A 20,368-nucleotide genomic window follows, 5' to 3' on the forward strand; every position below is an offset into this window, starting at 1 on the left:
AAGGCGGTATGGTAGGTGATGCCTAGTTCTGTAATGAATTTTCGCACTTTTGGTTAGCGACACCGCAAGAAGTTTTGCAGGCTGACTGACAAGAAGTTTGGCATGCGCCACAGCCACCGTGCTTCACTGTGTCAATCAATTTACGAGTACTAAGTGTTACGATTCTTTTCATTATGTAAGACTCCTTTTAAAAAAGTGTTTATAGATTGTGAGATGGTTGCTCACAATCTATAAAGTTATGTCAGCATAATTCTAGCAATGCCTAGATGTGCAGTCAATTCATCACAGGGTGAGACGGACATGTTTCTAGTATGTTAGCATAAAAGAGTCATAGAATATTCAAAGAATGTCTTTACATTGAGGAATATGATGTTAAAAACTGCACTGTTGAAACAACGGTTGCAAACTTTCCATTTAAAGCTGCGATAAAGGATTGGTGGACTTGTTTGGCTGGTATTATCTCGTTCTTATAAACCAAATCTCTGGTCGCGCACGCATCTTCAATTAGGATTATTTCAAATCCGTGTTCACGTCCTGCCCGAACGGTTGAATCAATACACATATGAGTCATCATTCCGCAAATCACTAATTTGTTAATTCCTTTTTTGGTAAGCCTTGAAAATAAGTCAGTCCCTAGAAAACTATTCGGAGTATGTTTAATTATGATGGCTTCCGAATTTAACGGAAAGACAGATTTGTGAATATGAACTCCATTTGTTTCAGGAAGGAAAAATCCTACTTTAGGGTCCAATGAAACATGTTGAATGTGAAAGATATCTTGATTTTTTGCTCTAAATCGATTTAAGACAGCGCGTGCATTCTCCGTAGCAGCTAATGATTCATGTAGCTCCATTTTTCCATTTTGAAAATAATCGTTTTGAATATCAATTAAAACAAGGGCAGTACACATTTTTTGTCCTCCTCGTGATTGGAATAGGTATAATAATATGATAAAGAAAATTGCGACTATTAACGATAGTCTGACGAAACGAATCATGCTTTATTATTTTCATGATGAAAGGATTTTGCAAATGGTGCTGGATGAAATTGATTTTCAAATCATACGGATATTGGCCGGTAATTCACGTGTTCAATGGAAGGAAATCGGTGATAAGATTCATATGACTGGACAGGCAGTGGGAAATCGAATCAAAAAACTTGAAGACCAAGATGTAATTAGAGGTTATACGGTTTTGCTTGATACAATGAAAATGGGCATTACTTATACTGCGTTTGTAACAGTCTTCATGAAGACGAATTACCATGGCGCTTTTCTTAATTTTATTGAAAAAAGTAGGGAAGTAGTAGAGGCCCATAAAATATCTGGAGAAGGATGTTTTTTGCTAAAAGTGATGATTCATGAGCAAGAACAATTAAATGAATTCCTCAATAATATCATTATGTATGGGAATTATAAAATCAATCTCTCGATTCAAACGATTAAGGAGTCAAATTTACCCATTTAATCGATATTAACAATAATTTTATTATGTAAACTAAATTCCTATTGCAAATACTAATGTTTGAAAAAATTAACAATTATTCCATATCAGAGAATATAACATTGTTATAATTTATATTTGATGAACTAGTAACTATCATTAAGGGGCTGATGGCATGAATAATATTCTAAATACCGTTTATCTCTTTATCCTTGGAATCGTCGCAATTTATACGCAAGAAATTGTAACATTTGTTATGTTAGGAGTAATTCTAATTGCCCTGAACAATATTAATAAGACACTTAAAGAAATACTCATGGTGCAAAAACAAAATAAAAATGAGCAAGAATGAGGGGCTGACCAAGCCAAGGTCAACTCCTCATTCTTGATGTTTTTTTTCAATTCATTTATGTTTTTGACTGAAACTGAAATTCACAAACTTACAAAACAGATGAAGGTACAGATTACGATCCTTGTTATCTTTTCGAGCATGATCATACACCTCTAGGATTTCAGTTTTAATACTTCCATCATAAAAGGTGTTTATTAAGCCTGTTTAATACAATTGTTAAATTGATATTAATCGTAGTTAAAACGTGGCAACTTCAGGATTGGCTAAAGAATCATAAGTAAATAAATTATATGTTTCGAGCTTTTCTAATTCATTGGCATACTGAATGATTTCGTCTTTGCGCACCTGAAACATTCTTTTGCCATGCATTTTACCACCAAACCAACCTTTTTTAGCTCCATTTAGTATTTTTACATAATGGCTCTGATTATCATCGATAATTCCTAATTTATTTATAACAATTTTACTTGCTGTAGGTATCGTAATATATCCATGGTCTAAGTGATAGTTTCTACTCATTGTAAACCTCCAAAATATCCCTTTTTTCTATTTTTTATGTACTCAGTCAGGTTTTTATTACAAAGAAATTGAAATTTATAGTTATCTAAAATCATGATGAAGTAATGGAAGGAGGTATTGAAAGATGATAAGAAGACTTACTAACTATGATCATAGTATCTGCCTAAAGCTACTTACAGAGAAGTGTGCAGAAAATCTATTTATCATTGGCGATATAGAAATTTATGGTTATGATCAAGATTTTCAAAAATTATGGGGCGACTTTAATGAGAAGGGTAAACTGATTGCTGTATTACTAAAGTATGAGGAAAATTATATCCCCTTTGCAGTCGAACCATTTGATGCTTTAAGCTTCGCGAAAATTATGATGAATGATCCTGAATTCAAAATGATGTCAGGTCTAAGAGAAATCACTGAAAAAATTGAAGTATATATAACGAAATCCCTTATCAGTAAACGGCAAACGTACTACTCAAAGTGTACATACTTGAAGGAAGGAGACGAAGTTGTTGATGTTACTGATGTGAAAGCAGCAACAGTCCAAGATGCTCCTGCCCTTGTCCAAATGATAAATTCAGTTCCAGAGTTCGGTAATTCAAGTCTAACTTTAGCAAGAAAATTAAGAGAAATGAATGATGGAACCTCTCGATCCGTATTTATAGAAGTGGATGGAAAAATAGTTTCAACCGCTTCAACAGCAGCAGAAAATTCTTTGTCTGCGATGGTTGTCGCTGTTGCTACATTAAACGACTATAAAAAACTAGGTTTTGCGACCAAATGTATGGTGCAACTATGCAGAACATTATTACAAGAAGGGAAGGAAGTATGCCTTTTTTATGATAATCCTGCAGCAGGTAACATATATAAACGAATCGGCTTTGAAGACATTGGCTTTTGGATGATGTATTCATACGAATAATGTTTAAGGCCTGTCCAAGTATTTTTGTATGTTTTAATAAAAAATAATGTTGTTAAGGATTTGATTATGAAAAGGCAGGTGTCAATGAATGTTAACAGAAAAACAAAAAATGCTAAATGGAGAGCTTTACAATGCAGCAGATCCTGAGTTAGTAAAAGAAAGAATAAATGCTCGAAGATTAACAAGATTATATAATCAAACACTTGAGACGGATAAGGATAGAAGATTGGAGTTGCTAAAAGAGTTGTTTGGTTCAACAGGAAATAACATTTTTATTGAACCAACCTTTCGCTGTGACTATGGCTATAATATCCATGTTGGTGAAAATTTTTATGCCAATTATGATTGTGTTTTACTTGATGTATGTGAAATTCGAATTGGTGAAAATTGTTTACTAGCTCCTGGCGTGCATATTTACACAGCCACGCATCCACTCGATGCAAAAGAACGAATGACAGGTGCGGAGTCTGGAGCAAAAGTAACGATTGGTGATAATGTTTGGATTGGTGGAAGAGCCGTTATTAACCCTGGGATAAAAATCGGAAATAATGTTGTCATTGCTTCTGGAGCGGTGGTGACTAAAGACATACCTGATGGTGTTTTGGTAGGTGGAAATCCCGCAAAAATAATTAAACATATCTAGATGAAAGAGGGCAATTCTCCCCGGTTGAATTGCCTTTTTCATATGAAGCAGCTACTTAAACCATTTTCACATAAAAGGATCTTGTGCGCGGACCGTCAAACTCACAAAAATAAATACCTTGCCAAGTGCCGAGCAGTAGTTGTCCATCCGTTACGATGATATGCTGTGAAGCGCCAACTGTGCAGGCTTTCATATGTGCGGCAGTATTACCTTCCATATGGCGGTCTTGCTCAAGATGCCATGGAAACAGCTCATCAAAGCGACGTATCATATCAGTTTTAACATCAGGATCCGCATTTTCGTTTATGGTGATTCCTGCGGTTGTGTGGGGGCAGTATACAATAAGAGCACCATCCATTAAATTGTTTTCATAGATGAATTCTTCTACTTGACGGGTTATTTCTATCATTTGATCTCTTTTTGTCGTTTTTATCGAGAATTTTTTGAGCATTTTCATCTTCCTTTTTTGAAAATATTTTAGCATATGTTGGCTGGGGAATGCAGAAAGAAGAAAGATGAATAGACCTCGGTCAAATTCCGAGGTCATATTTTTTGATCTTAGTATATTCATTAATAAAATATTGTTTATCTAAAGAAGATTTGCACCCAATAATACAGGAACAGTAAGGTGACAAAGGTGCTAATTGGTATAACGATTATTGAAACACTAAGATAATCCTTCCAAGTTATTTTGATATGGTATTGTTTTAATATGTGCATCCATATTAGCGATGCAAGTGTTCCTATCGGTAGGAGTAGTGAACCGAGGTCGCTGCCAATGATATTCGCAAGATAGATGGTTTGCAAGGTTATGGTGTCTAGACCCATTTCTGTTAATGTCATCGTTCCTATCATTAAGGCAGGATGATTGTTAAAGAAATTCGATAAAACGGACACTAATCCCCCCATGACAAAGCTAGCATACATTAATCCTTTACTTACTATTGGTTCACAGTATTTGATAAGGAGTTCAGTGAGACCTATATTGTGGAGTCCGTATATGATTACGTACATTGAAAAAGCAAAAACGAGTATATGCCACGGGATTTTTTTTATTATATCTGTTGGGGTAATACGGAGCTTATACCAACGCCAGAACAGTAAAATAATGGACCCGCTAACAGCAACAGTTGAAATGGGAATGGATAGAAATGAAGCGACGAATAACAGACAACGAATGAGTAGAACGAACAGAATGATTTTTAGCATAAATTGTGAACGTTTCTTCTTTATTTCTGCAGAAACCGCCCCATCTTTTAAAGGGTGGAAATGTGATGAAAAAAAGCTTTCCTCTATATCATAAAAAATATCTGGTAATTTTTGGGGGAGCTTCTTTTTTACCACGAAGAACATCAGCACGGACATAAAGATTAAGCCAAGTGTGGCTGGTACGAACATCATTTCGGTATAGCGATAGAGGGACATTTCGATAATGTTTAAAGAGATTAAGTTGACAATATTACTGACACCGATTGGAGCACTAGAGGCAGTAGCTATTAACGCACCGCTTAATAAATATGGAATTTGCTGGTGAAGTTTAAGCCGGAGATTTTTTAATAGCAGAATAAGAATTGGTGTTGTGATTAATATGCTCCCATCATTATTGAATAATAGTGTCATTAAAAAGCAGAGCAGCTGGATGTACCAATAAAGGCGATACCCAGAACCCTTCGCTATGCGAGCTAGATTGGCAGCCGACCAGTGGAAAAAGCCAAAGCTTTCAAGGATTACTGCCATCACAATCGTCGCAATAATTGTAATTGATGCTCCACCGATTTTATCAAATATATATAATACGTCTCTGTTAGTCACGATTCCAAATAGGTAAATGATTGTGGCTCCGACTGCTGCTGGGTAAGCTTCGTTGATTCCTTTTGGTCTCCAAAAGATAACAGACATCGTTGCTAGGAATACAACAATTGTGATTCCTATCTGAAATGTCATTTTCCCCCTCCTTTCCTGGTTATTCGGCATGGAGCTACTTGCCACTACATGTCCGTTTGCTAATATATATATTCGTCCACATTATTTTGGAGATAGATTATTGTCTATATTTGTCTAATATGTATGTTTGTCTAATAGAGATACATGCCTTGGTGTGATAGGAGCTAATAGATAGAGGACTTGGGTAGGGGAGGAGGAGATACATATACCTAGAGTAGCTAATCGAAGAGACAACCAACACACAATATTGATTTTATAGAAATTTCTAATTTACATTAAAATCCATTAACGGAATCAATTATAATTATGTAAAAGAATTCTAACGGAGGAACATATATCAATGGTGAAAATAAGGACAGTTATACCAATTGATTTGGATCAACTTTTAGAAATTGAAAGTTCAGGATTTACAATCGAAGAGGCCGCAACAAAGGAAGCGTTTGAACAAAGAATCACAAACATAGCAGATAGTTTTTTTGTGGCTGAAGTGGATGGACAGGTGGTAGGGCTCATAAATGGTCCCGTTATAGGGACACCTTTCATAACGGATGATCTATTTGCTGAAATCAAAGAAAATCCACCATCTGGGGGACATCAAAGTGTACTTGGACTTGCCGTTCATCCTGATTTTCAAAAACGGGGAATTGCTTCAGCACTATTAAATTACTTTGAGCAAGTAGCCAGCGCCAAAAGACGCACGACAATCACACTAACTTGCAAGGAAAATTTGATTCATTTCTATGAAGAACGCGGTTATCAAAATCATGGAGTTTCAAATTCCGAGCATGGGGGAGTGGTTTGGTATAATATGAGTAAAGCACTTTAGAATTAATTGGTGACAAAATCCTCCCAAATATGTGGAGAACTGTCATCAATAAGGGATATTGGTAACAAAATGTTCCGTATTTCATAGATAATTGTTATCAAGAAGTGCTATTGGTAACAAAACACCTCAAGATATTGAAGTGTTTGTCACCCATAATGTCATGAGACCTCGTTTTCTCTATCGAAAAAGTTTAAGTTCACAATTTTGTCATTTTTTGTTTTATTACTTCCTTATAGATAGTAATGTTCATTCGATAATCACATTAATTATGCTATGATTAATACATCCTATAGGAATCATGAAGGTTCCTGCAAAGAAAATCAATTCAATTCAAAATAAACCCATGAAGGGGCTAAGTTTACAAGCTTACCTTTTTTTGGGTTTATTATTTTTGAGGAGGTTTAGATACTATGCATATGGCTGATGCGCTACTTTCACCTACGGTTGGTGGCACAATGCTTGCTGTTACAACTGGGGTTGCAGCTTATTCTATTAAAAAAGTGCAAAAGGATATGGATGATTCGAAAATACCATTAATGGGTGTAGTTGGCGCATTTGTATTTGCAGCGCAAATGATTAATTTTACGATTCCAGGTACTGGATCAAGTGGTCATATCGGTGGTGGGATGCTGTTGGCTATACTGCTTGGACCATATGCCGGTTTTTTGACAATGGCATCCATTCTACTAATTCAAGCATTATTTTTCGGCGATGGTGGTTTGCTCGCATTTGGCTCAAATGTCTTTAATTTAGGTTTCTATACTTGTTTTTTTACATATCCACTCATATATAAATGGTTTACGCAAAAAGAAATAACCTCAAAACGAATCCTCTGGGGAACCATTATCTCAGCAATCGTTGGACTTCAGTTAGGTTCGTTAAGTGTTGTTTTTCAGACGCTTTTATCTGGAAAAACAGAGCTGCCTTTTCAAACTTTTCTTTTTCTGATGCAGCCGATTCATCTAGCAATTGGAATTGTTGAAGCGTTAGTTACGGCAGCGGTTGTTACCTTTGTTTGGAAAGCACGTCCTGAAATATTAGAAAAAGTTGGCTCCGGGCGAGTACTTGGTAATATACCGATGAAGAAAGTATTGATTAGTCTGCTCTTTACAACAGCCCTTGTTGGTGGAGGCGTATCTTGGTTTGCATCAGCAAATCCTGATGGCTTGGAATGGTCAATCGAAAAAACGGCAGGTAGTGCTGAGATTGAGGCAAATGGTTCTATTTACAAGACGCTTTCTGAACTACAAGGTAAAACAGCAATCCTACCTGATTACAGTTTGAAGAAAAGCAAAAGTGAAGACGTTGCTGTGGATGAAAATGAGTCATGGCCTTCTGTTAGTGGAGGAACAAGTCTTTCTGGTGTGGTTGGCGGAACATTAACTCTTGGGTTAGCTGTCATAATAGGATTTATTATTAATATTGTAAAAAAGAAGAAAAAAAGTACAATACAATAAGTTTCTACTGTTGAATCTTTTATTAGGATTGATGAAAAATGGAAAATATCAAAAATACTGTATATAACCTACGACTATTGGATGATTTAGCAAAGCAAGATAGTACAATTCACCGGATTCATCCACTCGTGAAGGTGTTAACCACCTTGTTCTTTCTAGTGATGGTGGTTTCGTTTCAAAAAGCAGAGATTGCGAGGTTGCTACCATTTTTCTTTTATCCAATTATCATCTTTGCGCTCGGTGAGATCCCTGTGGTTCCGATTTTAAAGCGGGTTCTATTTGTAGCGCCGTTTATAATTGGGATTGGAATTCTCAACCCGGTGTTTGACCAGGAAACAGTTTTATTTTTTGGAAGGGAAATATCAAACGGTTGGTTCACATTCTTGTCGCTTTGTATTAAAGGCCTACTAACGGTGACAGTTAGTATTTTGCTCATTGCTACAACTGGTATGGACCAACTTGCCTCTGCGTTAAGAATGCTGAAAGTTCCAAAAATCTTTGTACTTCAGCTCCTTTTAACGTATCGATATATATCAGTTTTGATTGAAGAGGTTGCTAGAATGCTGCGTGCATACTCATTGAGAGCACCTAAACAAAAAGGAATCCAAAGACAAGCATGGGGACCGTTTGCTGGGCAGTTAATTTTACGGACATTTGACCGTGCCCAGCGAGTATATCAGGCAATGAATCTGCGTGGATTTTCAGGTGAGTATTACTCAGGTAAAACAATGAGGCTTGAAAAGAAAGATTTTACATATTTGGCAGGCTGGAGTTTTATGTTTATTTTAGCAAGACTATACAATTTACCAATGTTGCTTGGTTCATTGTTTGCGCGGGGATGGTGAAATAGATGAGTCATCATAAACTTGAAGTTAAGAACGTACAATTTCGTTATCCGGATGGGCACGAAGCGGTGAAGGATATGTCATTTTCAATTTATCACGGCGAGGCAGTTGGAATAATCGGAGCAAATGGTGCTGGGAAATCAACACTATTGATGCTGTTGATGGGTGTTCATTTTCCCGAAAGCGGTCAGGTGTTGGTCGGTGATGTTCAAATAACGAAGAAAACGCTGCCGATGATTCGACAGCGCCTTGGGATGGTGTTTCAGGACCCTGATGATCAGTTGTTTATGACGTCTGTTTATGATGATGTGGCATTTGGTCCAAGAAATAATCAACTCACTGAAGCTGAAGTTGAAAATCGTGTTATGAAAGCTTTAGATTTGGTTGGGATTCCACATTTGCGTGAGCGTGCACCGTTTAAATTATCAGGAGGAGAGAAGCGAGCTGCGGCAATTGCAACAGTTCTTTCAATGGAACCGGATATTTTGATAATGGATGAACCATCTTCGGCGCTTGATCCGAAATCACGTAGGCGGCTCATCAACTTGTTAAATTCATTTGAGCATACGAAAATTATTACAAGTCATGATTTGGATATGGTTTTGGACACGTGTAATCGGGTGATAGTGATAAAGGATGGGAAGGTAGCAGCTGATGGCAAGACGTTCGATATATTGAGCGATGCAGAATTGCTTGATACTTGTGGACTTGAGGTACCGCTCGCATTGCAAAATTGTCCTGCATGCGGAGCTTCAAAATAATAATTTTGTAAAAACAATGACAATCCTCCAGTTTTCAGGGCGTCGAGCCCTAATAAGTTCCATTTATATGTATAATAGAGGTGAGCTTATTAGAGTGGAGGGTTAGGATGAGAATTGCTGTGATAGATGGACAAGGTGGAGGAATTGGAAAGGCAATTGTCGCAAAATTTCGCCAGCATTTTGATGATTCGATCGAAATTGTTGCTCTTGGCACGAATTCTGTTGCAACTTCGCTTATGTTAAAGGCGGGTGCAAACGAAGGAGCTACTGGTGAAAACGCGATTGTTTACAATGCTCCGAAAGTGGATATTATTCTCGGCACAATTGGCATCATTAGCACCAATGCGTTTCTTGGTGAACTGACACCAAAAATGGCGAGCGCGATTGCAGAAAGTCCTGCTAAAAAAGTGCTAATTCCCTTAAATCGCTGCAATCTGTTTGTTACCGGCATTGAAAACAAGCCGCTGCCACATTATATTGATGATGCTGTTGATATTGTAAAAGCTCATAGAGGTGATTAAAATGTGTGAAGCAAACGTGTATGTCCTTGATAAGGATGGGAATGAAAAGCTATTGTTGGAATCGGTTGATAAAGTGATTCCAACTGAGGAAGGCTTACTCCTTGAAAATATATTTAGCCAAAGAAAATATATTAAAGCAAGTATTAAAGAAATGGCTCTAGTAGAGCATCGAATAGTGCTTGAGGAAAGATAATAAAATGATGGCCACGTGGTTTTTTTAAACTCTCGTGGCCATTTTTCTATATTTTTGTCTGTCAATGCTCGCGTAGACTATCGAAAGAAACCTCTTGCTCATTTTGTGGGTCATTTAATGGATAGATTCTGGCTGTTTCACTTCTGTCATCAACATGTTGAATATAAATCGGTACACCATTCAAAGATACCTTCACTAACTCTGGTAACTCACAAATCTCCTTCGCTCGTTGAACATTCATACTGCAGCCTCCTTTTTCATCATGACAAATATAATGTACCTCTTATTTGTCGGTGTATTCATTAATCCATAATTAATTAAATTTAGATTTGTAAGTTGGGATAGAACTAAACTGTCTGCTTTATTTTAGAAAGAATATAGTTCAGTATTGATTTTCATGTAGTTATGAGAAAATAGGCGGAGAATCTCCCCTTATTGTATGTAATAGGGGCTGATTGAGTTGAAATAAGAGGAGAATTTCCTCTTAACTACTCCCACAAAGACGAAATCAAGTGATTTTTATGAAATAAGCGGAAAAACTCCCGTTATTCTTAGGGAAATATGGGGATTTCCCAAAATAAACGGAATTCGTCCGCTTATTTTCAAACACAAGGAAATCAAAATTCAGCTTAACAGACCCACAGGCAAAAAAATTTGCACATCAATGTGTGATCCGCATTTATTTCAGGGTAGTGGCTATTATAAAAAGGAAAAAAATCGAACTATTAGGAATTCCAAACTTAGAATTTCCTAATAGTTCAATTTTTTGTTTAGCTGAAATACTTATGTCCCAGCCTCAAGTTTATGCATCTTTTTCAAGGTTATTCACTTTCCCAACCAGACTGTAGGTCAATCGGAATATTGCAGGGATGAAAATAGCCCAAATAATAAGATTAATGATTGTATTCGGATTATAAACAGCCGCTAGTCCCAGTATAATAAGGGAGAATACGTAAAAAGCAATCATACCCCAATAGGCAAATCTAAAGTATTTTGATAGAAATGTATTTTCTTTTTTAAATGGTTTGCCAAATAAAAAATAGATTAATTTTTTCATTATTTCCTCCCTAATAATATTTATCCTAATATTTAGAATAATACAAAAACAACCAAAGCGCTATTATTATTTATGTTTGAATAAAAAAACGCAGGCCTTCCGCTTAATTACGGGAATAGGCCTACGTTTGAAAGATTTAAATTGGTATTAATGACAACAATTTATCTTTGATACAAAATCGTTTGCGCGATACCAATAAAATATTCTGATTCAACGATGATATGGTTCAAAACAGTTTTTGCCGTTGGGTTAGTACTAATAGGGACACTATCCTTCATCAACATCCGGCAAAACTCTGTGAATCGTTCACTTTGCTGCAAACAAAAAGTAATGAGTTGCAAAATATCTTGATAAAGGGAGGGGCTTACTTGTCCAGCTGAACGATTAACAGTCTCAATATAGCGAACCACTCTCTGATGAGTTTCAGAAAAATCAAGCTCCCATTTTGCTAGTGCATCAACAAATTCCTGTTCTAACCCAGTTACAAGCTCTCGAATCACGACTGTATGCTCCGATTCTTGGTTCTTCCAAAACTCCGCCTCATCTAGTACACGTAACGGCATCTGATTTCCGTAATAAAACTGCATAAAGCACCTCCAAAAGCATTTCTTATTCCATTTTTATTCCAGGAGATGCTTGTGCAGAACTAAGTAATCTTGGAAAGCAAATAACACGCCCCATCTTCAGAAAAAAATAAATTCCTTCCATTTGTAAAATTAAAGCTTACTTCCTCTTTGTTAAATACTAATTTTGTTATTTTAATATAATTTTCGAGCAATTCGTTTGCTGGGTTAAGGACAATGCTATTACAATCTTTAGTCGTAACAAACCCCTTTGGATTCACTCTTCGATCAGGCTTTAATTCCGTGTTCCACTGGTCAATGAGGAGAACAGAGTTTGCTGTTTGTTTTACTTTTCTAGTTTGGATGGCCCAGATTTTTCTGCAATTACACCGATGTATTCTAACTTTCATCGCCAATCCCTTCCTTCGTTAGATAACATTTATTATTAATATACTGGAACATATTTTGTACTATGAGAGATAAATAACCACATAAAGTTGTTTGGTATCGAAAAAATAGATACAAAGTGATTAATAGAATCGATAAAGTGAATTTATATTGAAATAACTAAGATTTATAATATTAGAGTATGGATATTTGTTCAACGTAGTAAAATATTGGAAAGCAATTTGATGGAGGACGATACTTTTTATTGGAGGGAGAATCCGATGACATTTCAATACAAACCTGATATTACCTATGATGCCGGTCCAACAGGTTGTGGGGAATTAATTATGAATCTATTTTTAACCATGAAGAAAATGGAAAAAGGACAAATCATTGAGGTGGTCTCGTATGATCCCGGTGCAAGGGAGGATCTTCCTGCATGGTGCCGGATGCAGAACAACCCGTTATTAGCCCGTCATGATGTAGGGAAAGTGAGTCACTATTTTATTGAAAAAGGCTAATCAAGCCTTTTACATAAATCTTTTCACCGGAATAACCGGGATGCAAATAACTTTTAGGAGGAATTTTATAATGGCTGGAAAATTTTTAGTAAGCTTAACAAACGCAAAAAACGATGCTGATAAGGCAACTGTAGGTTTCGTGGTTGCCAATGCAGCAGTTGCTTCAGGACAAGAAACAGTGGTATTTCTTAATGTTGAAGGCGCATATTTAGCTTCAAAAGGTTATGCTGATGACATTCACGAAGAAGGCTTCGCACCGTTAGCGCAACTAATGGGGCAATTTGTAGAAGCTGGCGGTACGATTTGGGTGTGTAGTCCTTGCTTTAAAAAGCGTAATTTAGATGAAGAGAATTTAATAGACGGTGCAACAATCGTTGGAGGGGCTAAGGTTGTTGAATTCCTAAGCCAAGGCGCAGCATCGATTACTTATTGATAAGTGGTGATATAAATGTACAATCCACTGGCAGTTTGTGATGGTGGAGATTTAGATTGTGGCTCAGGACTATTGTTAATCATTAAAAAGGCAATGGATCCACTCTCAGGCGGTGATGTTTTAGAGATACGGAGCCGTGAGCGCACGGTTGCAGATGACTTGCCAGCTTGGTGTAGAATGGTGGATCATCAATTCCTTGGCTCTGAGCCGGGGGAAAATACAACACGATATTTTGTTAAGAAGGGCTCCACCCACAAAGAACTACAACAGGAATTAGAGGCCGCAAAAGGGTATCAATGGAGCGTTCGAGTCCAAGGTGATCGAGATTTATCAGCCAAGATACACTCTCGTAATCATACATTTGTAGTTGGACAACCAGCAGATTTTAGTCCAAAAGTAAATGCACCTAGTGCAATTGATTATTTGCTCGGCTCACTTGCTGGATGCTTGACGGTAGGATTTAAAGCACAAGCCTCAAAACGAAATATTGAAATTGACCATACAGAGGTTACCTTAAAAGCTGGCCTCGAAAATGTGTTATTTCATATGGAGCTTGAGGATGCAGGTAGTCCAAGAATTAAGGAAATCAAAGGAACGTTCTACGTTTCTTCACCTGGGGATGAAGAGGAGCTAGAAAAACTCTGGAAAAACACCCTCGAGCGATCGCCAATCTATCAAACCCTTAAACAATCAGTAAAAATCGATATACAATTTTCAATTGTGTATTAATTGGGGGTAGTTTGAACTATGACAATACCAAAATTCCCGACAGCTGTTATGGGAAGCTGGCCTAGATCAAAGGAAGTGCTGCGTGCTTTACGTGATAAGCGCGCAGGTCGGATTAATGAAGAAGAATTCCAAGCTATTACCGAGAAAGCCTCGCTTCAAATCTTGAAGTGGCAGGAAGAAGCAGGAATTGACTTTGTATCGGATGGTGAACAACGTCGGGATAATTATATTTCCTTTGTTGCTGAGCATTTAGACAATGTGAGAATGCTAAGCGTCTCTGAGTTACTTGATTATGTTGAGGATAAAGCAAGCTTTGAGGAAATTCTTGGTACACTTGATGTACCGGCATTTTCTATGTCCAACCCAGCTGCAATAGGGAAAATTAGCCGTAAAAAACCACTTGTACTCAATGATTTTTTATTTTTAAAAAAGCATACAGATAAAGCGGTGAAAGTAGCCATTCCCGGTCCATATTTATTAGCTAGATCAATGTGGATTGAAGGTTTATCGACAGATGTGTATCCAACGAAAGAGGATTTGGCGGTAGACATCGTTAAGATTTTACGTGAGGAATTAGAAGATTTAATCACTGCTGGAGTTGAATTTGTTCAATTCGATGAACCGGTGCTCACGGAAGTAGTATTTACAAAGAAAAATGCAAACCGCACCTTTATGTGTGGTGCATTGACAGCAAAAGCAGATGCTGAGGAGGAGATTGCTTTTGCCTTACAATTAATGAACCAGGTGACAGAGGGTATGCTCGGCAGGGGAACGAGAATTGCAGTTCATGTATGCCGTGGTAACTGGAGTACTCAAGATGAAATCCTTTTGCGCGGACCATATTATCCACTCATTCCTTATTTTAAAAATGTAAAGGTTGATCAGCTGACATTAGAATATGCGACACCTCGCGCTGGAGAATTAGATGCCATCAAAGACATCGAAGGAAAAGAACTTGGTTTTGGGGTTGTCAATCCAAGGACTGAAACAGTCGAAACAGTAGTACAAATTATCGATCGAGTTCAGGAACTTCGCAAATATCTTCCTGATGAGAAGATTTTCTTAAATCCAGATTGTGGGTTTGGAACATTTGCCCAGCGTCCTATGAACAGCGACCAAATTGCTTATGAAAAATTAACAGCAATAGCTGAGGCGGCGAAGATACTTAGGGAAATGGATTGATAATAGTAATTTAGCAACAATATTGATAATAAAGCTTATCTGTCACTTTTCAGATAAGCTTTTCGTTTTGGAATTGGTGGTATCATGATGATTTTTTATTATAATAGTTTATATGGTGCACAATTCATTTCACATTAACAAAAGGAGCTCCAAATGGACAAGGCATTTATATTTGATATGGATGGAGTTATTATCAATAGTGAGCCGATGCACGAAAAAATTGAGTTGTCAGTGGCTGCTGAACAGGGGATAGAACTCGAAGATGATAACTTGGAAAAATATGTTGGAATGCGTTCTCGAGATATGTGGGAGTCAATAATCGCTGAACGTAACTTTAAGGTAGATGTCAATGTGATATTAAATGTTGCAGAACAAAGAAAGGTTCAGTATATTGACACGCATGACATAGAACCGATTGAAGGTATTAAGGATTTATTAGAACACTTAAGTAAGCTCCGGTATCGAATCGCACTGGCATCTTCATCCTCAAAACCCTTTATTGAGGCAGTATTAAATAAGTTTGAGATTACTCATTTTTTTGAAGAGATAGTCAGTGGCGATGATATTAAAGAAGGTAAGCCCGCTCCTGATATTTATTTAGAAGTAGCACGGAGATTGGGTATTAATCCTGGATCCTGTCTCGTATTAGAGGACTCTGAAAACGGTGTAAAAGCGGGTAACACGGCAGGTATGAAGACAATTGGTTTTACAAATCCCGAATCAGGAAATATGAATCTTTCTGAAGCAAAAAATATAGTAAAGTCAATTCATGATGTGTTGAAGTTAATATAAAGGCCTCCTCCTTCGTTCTGAGGACTTCTCAGTCTTAAGTCTTATAGTGAAATCATGCTTTGGGTTGTTTAAGAAAATGCAAAACTATTATACAATTAACTTAGAAGAGATGATACGGAAAACTCAGAATGACCACAACAGCGTGTTCATGAGGAGGGGAGAAGTTATGGAAGTTTATATCGTTCTTACCGATACAGGGTCATGGCTGACAAAATTAATTAAATGTTTTACAAGGCGCCCATTAAATCATGCATCGATTTCCTTTACGAAGGATTTAAAGGAGACTTATAGCTTTGGAAGAAAACATCCCAATAATCCACTTGTGGGAGGATTTGTTCAAGAGGATTTAAACGGGAAGTTGTTCCGCAACGCAACATGTGCTATTTACCGATATAGAGTTTCTCCAACAGAGTTTAGGAAGATGCACCAATGCTTAAAACAAATTGAAAATCATAAACAAGAATACAGATATAATTTCATTGGACTTTTTGGAGTTATGTTCAATAAAGAGATTCGACGTAAAAACGCCTTCTTTTGCTCACAATTTGTTGCAACTATTTTACAAAAGGGTGGTATTTCTCTTAAAAATAAGCCAGCTGGATTGGTAGAGCCTAGCGATTTTGCAGAAAATGAAGCTACTCAACTCGTATATGCGGGACAACTCCGTACGTATTTACTGAAACAGCAAACGATCATTCCGCAAATTCACATGTATCGTAAAGAATCATTTTTTGAACGCAATCATAGAACTATCCTAAATTCACTTCCTCATAGGCGTGTAAAATCTGCGAGTTAATCATAAAACGTCTTTCAGCTCCAAACTAGATTTGGAACAGAAAGACGTCTTTATTTTCCAAACAATGATTTAAGGTAATATTTGGTGATTGCTAAGTATTCACGACTATAGGATTTTGGTACCGCAATTAGTGGTGTTTTTGCCGGTAGTCCTGAAACAAATAAATTCTCATCTTTTGCAATCATAATCGAGCGATAAAGATGGAATTCGTTTGTTACGATAAGTCCATTATTTGCGTCACCTGGAAGTAGTTTTTTCGAATATTTAAGATTTTGGTAAGTGTCAGTAGAACGGTCTTCTAAAATGATCCGGGATGTATGTATTCCTTGTTTGATTAGTTCTCTTTTTATAGCTTCCGCTTCTGAGATCTTTTCATCAGGACCTTGCCCGCCAGATGCGATAGCTAGGGTAGATTTGTTCTCTTTTAAGTACTCCGCGGCAGTATTAATCCGCTCTTGGAGTGTTAGGGAAGGAGTAGTACCGTGTACTCGAGCCCCGAGAATAATCAGATAATCGGCATTTTTGCTCGGTTTAACCTCGCTATGCAAATATATTTTATATTGAAGATAAACTAAATATAGTAGTGAAAAACCGATTATTATTTTTATCATCATTCTATACCTACTTTTGCTCAAAGACTCGTCACCCATTCTATTAAACTTAAGATTATAATAAGTTTAACATAGACTATAGTTTACATGAATCTTTGAGTATGAGGTAAGCGATTACTTTCCCGGTAATCGCCTTTTTTAGTTTTTTAAATGCTGATATTTAAAAATTAATGTATCTAATTCCTGGCTGATAGCGACAGTTTTATCATTAGATAGCCCTAGCCTCATACCAGTATCAATCATGTAATTTTTTAAGAATTCAATTTTATTCTCGAGTTCAACTTTAGAAGCTGTTAGTAAGCCTTCCATAATCTAAACCTCTTTTCAATATGTGAATATTTTAACTTAATTTTACATTATGAATGAAAGAAATCTGGAGTAGATTTCTGACAATTATTTGAACATTAATACTGTGCTGATGTTGTTAATCGACGCATAAAAACGAAAGGGAAGGTAGAAATACCCTCCCGAAAATTACAAATGGATACATTTCTAAGAGGATTTGATCGTGGATGCAGAGAAATTTCTTATCATCTTTTGTAAGTTGCGATGAGATTCTCTTAATTTGATCGTTTCTTCAATGATTTTTTGAAAACCTTCCAAATCTCGGTCCGATGCACTTAGTAAGGAACTAGGAATCCCTTCAACGATTTGTTTTAGAGATAACTCTGTAGCCACGTTTTTTACCACCTTTCTATCTATCATTGACCAATTTTTCAACTATTATAATATTTTGGTAAGAAAGTGGTTTTTTCCTGCCTTAAACATGGAAAACTTCTCAACATTTATCTTCATATAATTATATGAATAGTGATATTATTAGTTTTTATAGCATAATGCGACAAAAGTAGATGCAGAAATTTGTGAATAATTGCACGATTTGTTTTGTTACACTATTGGAGAAAAAATTTTCTTTAAAATCTTTATCTAAATTCTATCCTCAATGTGATGTTTGAATAAAAAAAGATGCTACCATCCTTTGTTATTTTTCACAAAGAATGGTAGCACCTTTTTATTGTTTTATGTTAGCTTGGATTTGAGAAGATGTTGGTTCTGCAGGAAGACCGGTTTTTTCATTGTAAGAAATATTCTGAATAGGACCCCATTCATCAGTACCTGTTTGGTTAATGTCTGTATCTTTCGTATGATCGTTTTTCAATTTTACACCACCTTATGAGACGATTTATATGGTAGTTTTTCCAATAATAAAGGAATCAATCAGGAGGTAAGGCAAAAAAAAGGTCCAATTAATGTAATTGAACCGGACTAAGCTGTTCTTTTTTTACTAAGTGGACTTGTTTCAACAGATCGTCCTTCATAATTTCATATTGTCCGTTTTGGTAGTCATAAATGACTTTATAAATTTTACCTAGATACAGCACTTTATCATTAATTGTCATGTTAATTCCTCCCTTATTTACATCATACAAGTTATCTGTGAAATTAGTTTTTAGACGATGTAAAGCTTTCGTAAATATATAGGGAATATTAGGTAATACCAAGATTTTTAAACAATAGCTCATTCTTTTCTTGACTTCTGATTTTAATCCTAAGAAGATAGAGGTTATGGAAAGGGTGATGCGAATGGAAATGTCTCAAAATCAAGGGTTTCCTCAATCTCCAGAACAGCAATCAAAGAGTATATTTTCTAATAAAATTGTTCTGGCAATAATGTCCTCCAATTTCTTGCTACAGCTAGGAATATGGGTAAGAAATTTTGCAATTCTTCTGTATGTCACAGACATAACAAACAATGATCCGTTGTATGTGTCCCTCATCTCAGTTGCCGAGTTTGCACCAATCTTTATTTTTTCATTTATAGGTGGGACCTTTGCTGATAGGTGGAAGCCAAAGCTAACGATGGTTTGGTGTGATGTTCTTTCTGGAATTTCCGTTTTTGCGGTACTACTTACGCTTATGTATGGAACCTGGCATGCTATTTTCTTTGCAACGTTCCTGTCAGCTGTGTTGTCGCAGTTTTCGATGCCATCAGCGATGAGATTGTTCAAACAACATGTTCCAGGGGAGCAGCTCCAGTCGGTTATGGCCATGTTCCAATCTTTAATGGCAATATTCATGGTAGTTGGTCCGATGATTGGTACGTTTGTGTATCAGAAGTTTGGTATTAATGTATCGATTGCTGTTATGGGCGTGATGTTCTTTCTATCTGCTTCAGTTTTAACAAGACTACCAAAAGATTTAGAGAAGGCAGAAAAAGGAGAAAACAACTTCAAGAAGGAATTGATTGATGGCTTTCGCTATGTAATGTCTAAGACAGTATTGAAAGTAATGGGTGGCATGTTCGTTGTAACGGGATTAGCAGTCGGGTTAATTCAGCCGCTCGGAATATTTGTTGCGATTGAAAATCTCGGAATGACGAAGGAGTTTCTACAGTGGTTGTTGGTTGCCAATGGTGTAGGAATGCTGGTTGGTGGCGGTGCCATCATGGCGATCTCTAGGAAAGTGTCACCACAAATGCTCCTTTCAATTGGGATATTAGCTAATATGATTGGTACGATTGGAATTGGTTGGTCGACAAGTGTCACTCTCACGATTGTGCTACAGGTATTTAACGGCTTTTTCTTCCCGTGTATTCATATTGGAATAAACACATTGATATTGAAAAATTCTGATGAAAATTTTGTTGGTCGTGTCAATGGTGTCCTCAATCCACTGTTCATGGGAATGATGGTTGTTGGAATGAGTTTATCTGGTGTCGTAAAAGTTCCATTAACGCTATTCGGAGTCTATTTGCTGTCAAGCGTTCTTTTCTTAATCGGGACGTTGTTGTTAATACCTCTTTTCAGAACGCGAGAAGAGGGGATCAATGGAGAACATGCAATTGAGACTAGAGAATAATAGTCAAAAAACGCTA

The 20,368-nt window shown here is 36.7% G+C and carries 31 protein-coding genes; 17 read left to right on the forward strand and 14 right to left on the reverse strand.

What is annotated here, in order from left to right:
• Positions 1-22: 22 nt before the first annotated feature.
• Both scfA and FXW34_RS18170 read right to left on the reverse strand, forming a co-directional pair.
• Positions 23-172 (reverse strand): six-cysteine ranthipeptide SCIFF, encoded by a 150-nt coding sequence (gene scfA / locus FXW34_RS18165; protein WP_147535474.1) that lies wholly within the window; start codon positions 170-172, stop codon positions 23-25.
• A gap of 180 nt (positions 173-352) precedes the next feature.
• Positions 353-910, reverse strand: a complete 558-nt coding sequence (locus tag FXW34_RS18170) for a cysteine hydrolase family protein (RefSeq protein ID WP_147535475.1) — start codon at positions 908-910, stop codon at positions 353-355.
• A gap of 121 nt (positions 911-1,031) precedes the next feature.
• On the opposite strand from FXW34_RS18170, the gene FXW34_RS18175 reads away from it, so the two are divergent.
• Both FXW34_RS18175 and FXW34_RS23055 read left to right on the forward strand, forming a co-directional pair.
• Positions 1,032-1,466 (forward strand): Lrp/AsnC family transcriptional regulator, encoded by a 435-nt coding sequence (locus FXW34_RS18175; protein WP_147535570.1) that lies wholly within the window; start codon positions 1,032-1,034, stop codon positions 1,464-1,466.
• Positions 1,467-1,617: 151 nt separating this feature from the next.
• Complete coding sequence (locus tag FXW34_RS23055) at positions 1,618-1,794, forward strand: hypothetical protein (protein WP_187119021.1); 177 nt, start codon at positions 1,618-1,620, stop codon at positions 1,792-1,794.
• A 237-nt stretch (positions 1,795-2,031) separates the two neighbouring features.
• On the opposite strand, the gene FXW34_RS18180 is transcribed toward FXW34_RS23055, so the two are convergent.
• The gene (locus tag FXW34_RS18180; protein ID WP_147535476.1) at positions 2,032-2,313 is read right to left on the reverse strand and encodes a hypothetical protein; all 282 of its coding nucleotides are present in this window, start codon (positions 2,311-2,313) and stop codon (positions 2,032-2,034) included.
• A 124-nt stretch (positions 2,314-2,437) separates the two neighbouring features.
• Between FXW34_RS18180 and FXW34_RS18185 the strand changes: the two genes are divergently transcribed.
• Positions 2,438-3,232, forward strand: a complete 795-nt coding sequence (locus FXW34_RS18185; protein WP_147535477.1) for a GNAT family N-acetyltransferase — start codon at positions 2,438-2,440, stop codon at positions 3,230-3,232.
• An 88-nt stretch (positions 3,233-3,320) separates the two neighbouring features.
• On the forward strand, positions 3,321-3,875 hold the full coding sequence (locus FXW34_RS18190; RefSeq protein WP_147535478.1) for a sugar O-acetyltransferase: 555 nt from the start codon (positions 3,321-3,323) through the stop codon (positions 3,873-3,875).
• A 55-nt stretch (positions 3,876-3,930) separates the two neighbouring features.
• Here the strand turns inward: FXW34_RS18190 and FXW34_RS18195 are convergent, their stop codons facing one another.
• Both FXW34_RS18195 and FXW34_RS18200 read right to left on the reverse strand, forming a co-directional pair.
• Complete coding sequence (locus FXW34_RS18195) at positions 3,931-4,326, reverse strand: secondary thiamine-phosphate synthase enzyme YjbQ (protein WP_147535479.1); 396 nt, start codon at positions 4,324-4,326, stop codon at positions 3,931-3,933.
• Positions 4,327-4,460: 134 nt separating this feature from the next.
• Entirely contained in the window at positions 4,461-5,819 is a 1,359-nt protein-coding gene (locus tag FXW34_RS18200; RefSeq protein WP_147535480.1) for an arsenic transporter, read from the reverse strand.
• Between the two features lie 340 nt (positions 5,820-6,159).
• On the opposite strand from FXW34_RS18200, the gene FXW34_RS18205 reads away from it, so the two are divergent.
• The 6 genes from FXW34_RS18205 to FXW34_RS18230 all read left to right on the forward strand — a co-directional run bounded on the left by FXW34_RS18205 (position 6,160) and on the right by FXW34_RS18230 (position 10,422).
• The gene (locus FXW34_RS18205; protein WP_147535481.1) at positions 6,160-6,645 is read left to right on the forward strand and encodes a GNAT family N-acetyltransferase; all 486 of its coding nucleotides are present in this window, start codon (positions 6,160-6,162) and stop codon (positions 6,643-6,645) included.
• A gap of 410 nt (positions 6,646-7,055) precedes the next feature.
• Entirely contained in the window at positions 7,056-8,102 is a 1,047-nt protein-coding gene (locus FXW34_RS18210) for an energy-coupling factor ABC transporter permease (RefSeq protein ID WP_147535482.1), read from the forward strand.
• 38 nt (positions 8,103-8,140) lie between these two features.
• Positions 8,141-8,947 (forward strand): cobalt ECF transporter T component CbiQ, encoded by an 807-nt coding sequence (gene cbiQ / locus FXW34_RS18215; protein ID WP_147535483.1) that lies wholly within the window; start codon positions 8,141-8,143, stop codon positions 8,945-8,947.
• 5 nt (positions 8,948-8,952) lie between these two features.
• Positions 8,953-9,708: an energy-coupling factor ABC transporter ATP-binding protein gene (locus FXW34_RS18220; protein ID WP_147535484.1), complete on the forward strand. Its 756-nt coding sequence runs from the start codon at positions 8,953-8,955 to the stop codon at positions 9,706-9,708.
• A gap of 107 nt (positions 9,709-9,815) precedes the next feature.
• The gene (locus tag FXW34_RS18225; RefSeq protein ID WP_147535485.1) at positions 9,816-10,229 is read left to right on the forward strand and encodes a DUF3842 family protein; all 414 of its coding nucleotides are present in this window, start codon (positions 9,816-9,818) and stop codon (positions 10,227-10,229) included.
• Position 10,230: 1 nt separating this feature from the next.
• Positions 10,231-10,422, forward strand: coding sequence for a CooT family nickel-binding protein (locus FXW34_RS18230; protein WP_147535486.1), 192 nt, complete (start codon positions 10,231-10,233; stop codon positions 10,420-10,422).
• Positions 10,423-10,483: 61 nt separating this feature from the next.
• On the opposite strand, the gene FXW34_RS18235 is transcribed toward FXW34_RS18230, so the two are convergent.
• The 4 genes from FXW34_RS18235 to FXW34_RS18250 all read right to left on the reverse strand — a co-directional run bounded on the left by FXW34_RS18235 (position 10,484) and on the right by FXW34_RS18250 (position 12,452).
• Positions 10,484-10,663 carry an H-type small acid-soluble spore protein gene (locus FXW34_RS18235; RefSeq protein WP_147535487.1) on the reverse strand — a complete coding sequence of 60 codons (180 nt, stop codon included), beginning with the start codon at positions 10,661-10,663 and terminating at the stop codon, positions 10,484-10,486.
• A gap of 561 nt (positions 10,664-11,224) precedes the next feature.
• Positions 11,225-11,479 carry a hypothetical protein gene (locus FXW34_RS18240; RefSeq protein WP_147535488.1) on the reverse strand — a complete coding sequence of 85 codons (255 nt, stop codon included), beginning with the start codon at positions 11,477-11,479 and terminating at the stop codon, positions 11,225-11,227.
• A gap of 161 nt (positions 11,480-11,640) precedes the next feature.
• Positions 11,641-12,066 (reverse strand): DUF2935 domain-containing protein, encoded by a 426-nt coding sequence (locus FXW34_RS18245; RefSeq protein WP_147535489.1) that lies wholly within the window; start codon positions 12,064-12,066, stop codon positions 11,641-11,643.
• Between the two features lie 59 nt (positions 12,067-12,125).
• The gene (locus FXW34_RS18250) at positions 12,126-12,452 is read right to left on the reverse strand and encodes a hypothetical protein (protein ID WP_147535490.1); all 327 of its coding nucleotides are present in this window, start codon (positions 12,450-12,452) and stop codon (positions 12,126-12,128) included.
• 258 nt (positions 12,453-12,710) lie between these two features.
• On the opposite strand from FXW34_RS18250, the gene FXW34_RS18255 reads away from it, so the two are divergent.
• The 6 genes from FXW34_RS18255 to FXW34_RS18280 all read left to right on the forward strand — a co-directional run bounded on the left by FXW34_RS18255 (position 12,711) and on the right by FXW34_RS18280 (position 16,882).
• The gene (locus FXW34_RS18255) at positions 12,711-12,950 is read left to right on the forward strand and encodes a sulfurtransferase TusA family protein (RefSeq protein ID WP_147535491.1); all 240 of its coding nucleotides are present in this window, start codon (positions 12,711-12,713) and stop codon (positions 12,948-12,950) included.
• Between the two features lie 70 nt (positions 12,951-13,020).
• The gene (locus FXW34_RS18260; protein WP_147535492.1) at positions 13,021-13,383 is read left to right on the forward strand and encodes a DsrE family protein; all 363 of its coding nucleotides are present in this window, start codon (positions 13,021-13,023) and stop codon (positions 13,381-13,383) included.
• A gap of 15 nt (positions 13,384-13,398) precedes the next feature.
• Positions 13,399-14,112 (forward strand): sulfurtransferase TusA family protein, encoded by a 714-nt coding sequence (locus tag FXW34_RS18265; RefSeq protein ID WP_147535493.1) that lies wholly within the window; start codon positions 13,399-13,401, stop codon positions 14,110-14,112.
• A gap of 18 nt (positions 14,113-14,130) precedes the next feature.
• Complete coding sequence (locus tag FXW34_RS18270) at positions 14,131-15,294, forward strand: cobalamin-independent methionine synthase II family protein (RefSeq protein WP_147535494.1); 1,164 nt, start codon at positions 14,131-14,133, stop codon at positions 15,292-15,294.
• 153 nt (positions 15,295-15,447) lie between these two features.
• Positions 15,448-16,086, forward strand: a complete 639-nt coding sequence (locus FXW34_RS18275; RefSeq protein ID WP_147535495.1) for an HAD family hydrolase — start codon at positions 15,448-15,450, stop codon at positions 16,084-16,086.
• A 166-nt stretch (positions 16,087-16,252) separates the two neighbouring features.
• A complete protein-coding gene (locus FXW34_RS18280) occupies positions 16,253-16,882 on the forward strand; it encodes a C40 family peptidase (protein ID WP_187119022.1) in 630 nt (209 codons plus the stop codon).
• 50 nt (positions 16,883-16,932) lie between these two features.
• Here the strand turns inward: FXW34_RS18280 and FXW34_RS18285 are convergent, their stop codons facing one another.
• The 5 genes from FXW34_RS18285 to FXW34_RS23065 all read right to left on the reverse strand — a co-directional run bounded on the left by FXW34_RS18285 (position 16,933) and on the right by FXW34_RS23065 (position 18,893).
• Positions 16,933-17,496, reverse strand: a complete 564-nt coding sequence (locus tag FXW34_RS18285; protein ID WP_147535496.1) for a YdcF family protein — start codon at positions 17,494-17,496, stop codon at positions 16,933-16,935.
• Between the two features lie 135 nt (positions 17,497-17,631).
• Positions 17,632-17,802 (reverse strand): aspartyl-phosphate phosphatase Spo0E family protein, encoded by a 171-nt coding sequence (locus tag FXW34_RS18290; RefSeq protein ID WP_147535497.1) that lies wholly within the window; start codon positions 17,800-17,802, stop codon positions 17,632-17,634.
• Between the two features lie 183 nt (positions 17,803-17,985).
• Positions 17,986-18,171 (reverse strand): hypothetical protein, encoded by a 186-nt coding sequence (locus FXW34_RS18295; protein WP_147535498.1) that lies wholly within the window; start codon positions 18,169-18,171, stop codon positions 17,986-17,988.
• A 334-nt stretch (positions 18,172-18,505) separates the two neighbouring features.
• The gene (locus FXW34_RS23060; RefSeq protein ID WP_187119023.1) at positions 18,506-18,652 is read right to left on the reverse strand and encodes a hypothetical protein; all 147 of its coding nucleotides are present in this window, start codon (positions 18,650-18,652) and stop codon (positions 18,506-18,508) included.
• An 88-nt stretch (positions 18,653-18,740) separates the two neighbouring features.
• The gene (locus tag FXW34_RS23065; RefSeq protein ID WP_187119024.1) at positions 18,741-18,893 is read right to left on the reverse strand and encodes a hypothetical protein; all 153 of its coding nucleotides are present in this window, start codon (positions 18,891-18,893) and stop codon (positions 18,741-18,743) included.
• Positions 18,894-19,077: 184 nt separating this feature from the next.
• Between FXW34_RS23065 and FXW34_RS18300 the strand changes: the two genes are divergently transcribed.
• Positions 19,078-20,352 (forward strand): MFS transporter, encoded by a 1,275-nt coding sequence (locus FXW34_RS18300; protein WP_147535499.1) that lies wholly within the window; start codon positions 19,078-19,080, stop codon positions 20,350-20,352.
• The last annotated feature ends 16 nt before the right edge of the window (positions 20,353-20,368 follow it).

The sequence above is a fragment of the Bacillus marasmi genome (assembly GCF_902168435.1).
GTDB lineage: Bacteria > Bacillota > Bacilli > Bacillales > Cytobacillaceae > Bacillus_BU > Bacillus_BU marasmi.

What these genes read in the sequence shown, in the direction of transcription:
- FXW34_RS18175 (WP_147535570.1), top strand. Translation starts at nt 1,032, where the DNA reads ATGGTGCTGGATGAAATTGATTTTCAAATCATACGGATATTGGCCGGT.
- FXW34_RS18180 (WP_147535476.1), bottom strand. Translation starts at nt 2,313, where the DNA reads ATGAGTAGAAACTATCACTTAGACCATGGATATATTACGATACCTACA.
- FXW34_RS18280 (WP_187119022.1), top strand. Translation starts at nt 16,253, where the DNA reads ATGGAAGTTTATATCGTTCTTACCGATACAGGGTCATGGCTGACAAAA.
- FXW34_RS18265 (WP_147535493.1), top strand. Translation starts at nt 13,399, where the DNA reads ATGTACAATCCACTGGCAGTTTGTGATGGTGGAGATTTAGATTGTGGC.
- FXW34_RS23055 (WP_187119021.1), top strand. Translation starts at nt 1,618, where the DNA reads ATGAATAATATTCTAAATACCGTTTATCTCTTTATCCTTGGAATCGTC.
- FXW34_RS18290 (WP_147535497.1), bottom strand. Translation starts at nt 17,802, where the DNA reads ATGGAAGGCTTACTAACAGCTTCTAAAGTTGAACTCGAGAATAAAATT.
- FXW34_RS18170 (WP_147535475.1), bottom strand. Translation starts at nt 910, where the DNA reads ATGTGTACTGCCCTTGTTTTAATTGATATTCAAAACGATTATTTTCAA.
- cbiQ (WP_147535483.1), top strand. Translation starts at nt 8,141, where the DNA reads ATGGAAAATATCAAAAATACTGTATATAACCTACGACTATTGGATGAT.
- FXW34_RS18255 (WP_147535491.1), top strand. Translation starts at nt 12,711, where the DNA reads ATGACATTTCAATACAAACCTGATATTACCTATGATGCCGGTCCAACA.
- scfA (WP_147535474.1), bottom strand. Translation starts at nt 172, where the DNA reads ATGAAAAGAATCGTAACACTTAGTACTCGTAAATTGATTGACACAGTG.
- FXW34_RS23065 (WP_187119024.1), bottom strand. Translation starts at nt 18,893, where the DNA reads ATGACAATTAATGATAAAGTGCTGTATCTAGGTAAAATTTATAAAGTC.
- FXW34_RS18220 (WP_147535484.1), top strand. Translation starts at nt 8,953, where the DNA reads ATGAGTCATCATAAACTTGAAGTTAAGAACGTACAATTTCGTTATCCG.
- FXW34_RS18245 (WP_147535489.1), bottom strand. Translation starts at nt 12,066, where the DNA reads ATGCAGTTTTATTACGGAAATCAGATGCCGTTACGTGTACTAGATGAG.
- FXW34_RS18240 (WP_147535488.1), bottom strand. Translation starts at nt 11,479, where the DNA reads ATGAAAAAATTAATCTATTTTTTATTTGGCAAACCATTTAAAAAAGAA.
- FXW34_RS18250 (WP_147535490.1), bottom strand. Translation starts at nt 12,452, where the DNA reads ATGAAAGTTAGAATACATCGGTGTAATTGCAGAAAAATCTGGGCCATC.
- FXW34_RS18230 (WP_147535486.1), top strand. Translation starts at nt 10,231, where the DNA reads ATGTGTGAAGCAAACGTGTATGTCCTTGATAAGGATGGGAATGAAAAG.
- FXW34_RS18210 (WP_147535482.1), top strand. Translation starts at nt 7,056, where the DNA reads ATGCATATGGCTGATGCGCTACTTTCACCTACGGTTGGTGGCACAATG.
- FXW34_RS18190 (WP_147535478.1), top strand. Translation starts at nt 3,321, where the DNA reads ATGTTAACAGAAAAACAAAAAATGCTAAATGGAGAGCTTTACAATGCA.
- FXW34_RS18185 (WP_147535477.1), top strand. Translation starts at nt 2,438, where the DNA reads ATGATAAGAAGACTTACTAACTATGATCATAGTATCTGCCTAAAGCTA.
- FXW34_RS18235 (WP_147535487.1), bottom strand. Translation starts at nt 10,663, where the DNA reads ATGAATGTTCAACGAGCGAAGGAGATTTGTGAGTTACCAGAGTTAGTG.
- FXW34_RS18195 (WP_147535479.1), bottom strand. Translation starts at nt 4,326, where the DNA reads ATGCTCAAAAAATTCTCGATAAAAACGACAAAAAGAGATCAAATGATA.
- FXW34_RS18275 (WP_147535495.1), top strand. Translation starts at nt 15,448, where the DNA reads ATGGACAAGGCATTTATATTTGATATGGATGGAGTTATTATCAATAGT.
- FXW34_RS18285 (WP_147535496.1), bottom strand. Translation starts at nt 17,496, where the DNA reads ATGATGATAAAAATAATAATCGGTTTTTCACTACTATATTTAGTTTAT.
- FXW34_RS18225 (WP_147535485.1), top strand. Translation starts at nt 9,816, where the DNA reads ATGAGAATTGCTGTGATAGATGGACAAGGTGGAGGAATTGGAAAGGCA.
- FXW34_RS18270 (WP_147535494.1), top strand. Translation starts at nt 14,131, where the DNA reads ATGACAATACCAAAATTCCCGACAGCTGTTATGGGAAGCTGGCCTAGA.
- FXW34_RS18200 (WP_147535480.1), bottom strand. Translation starts at nt 5,819, where the DNA reads ATGACATTTCAGATAGGAATCACAATTGTTGTATTCCTAGCAACGATG.
- FXW34_RS18300 (WP_147535499.1), top strand. Translation starts at nt 19,078, where the DNA reads ATGGAAATGTCTCAAAATCAAGGGTTTCCTCAATCTCCAGAACAGCAA.
- FXW34_RS18205 (WP_147535481.1), top strand. Translation starts at nt 6,160, where the DNA reads ATGGTGAAAATAAGGACAGTTATACCAATTGATTTGGATCAACTTTTA.
- FXW34_RS18260 (WP_147535492.1), top strand. Translation starts at nt 13,021, where the DNA reads ATGGCTGGAAAATTTTTAGTAAGCTTAACAAACGCAAAAAACGATGCT.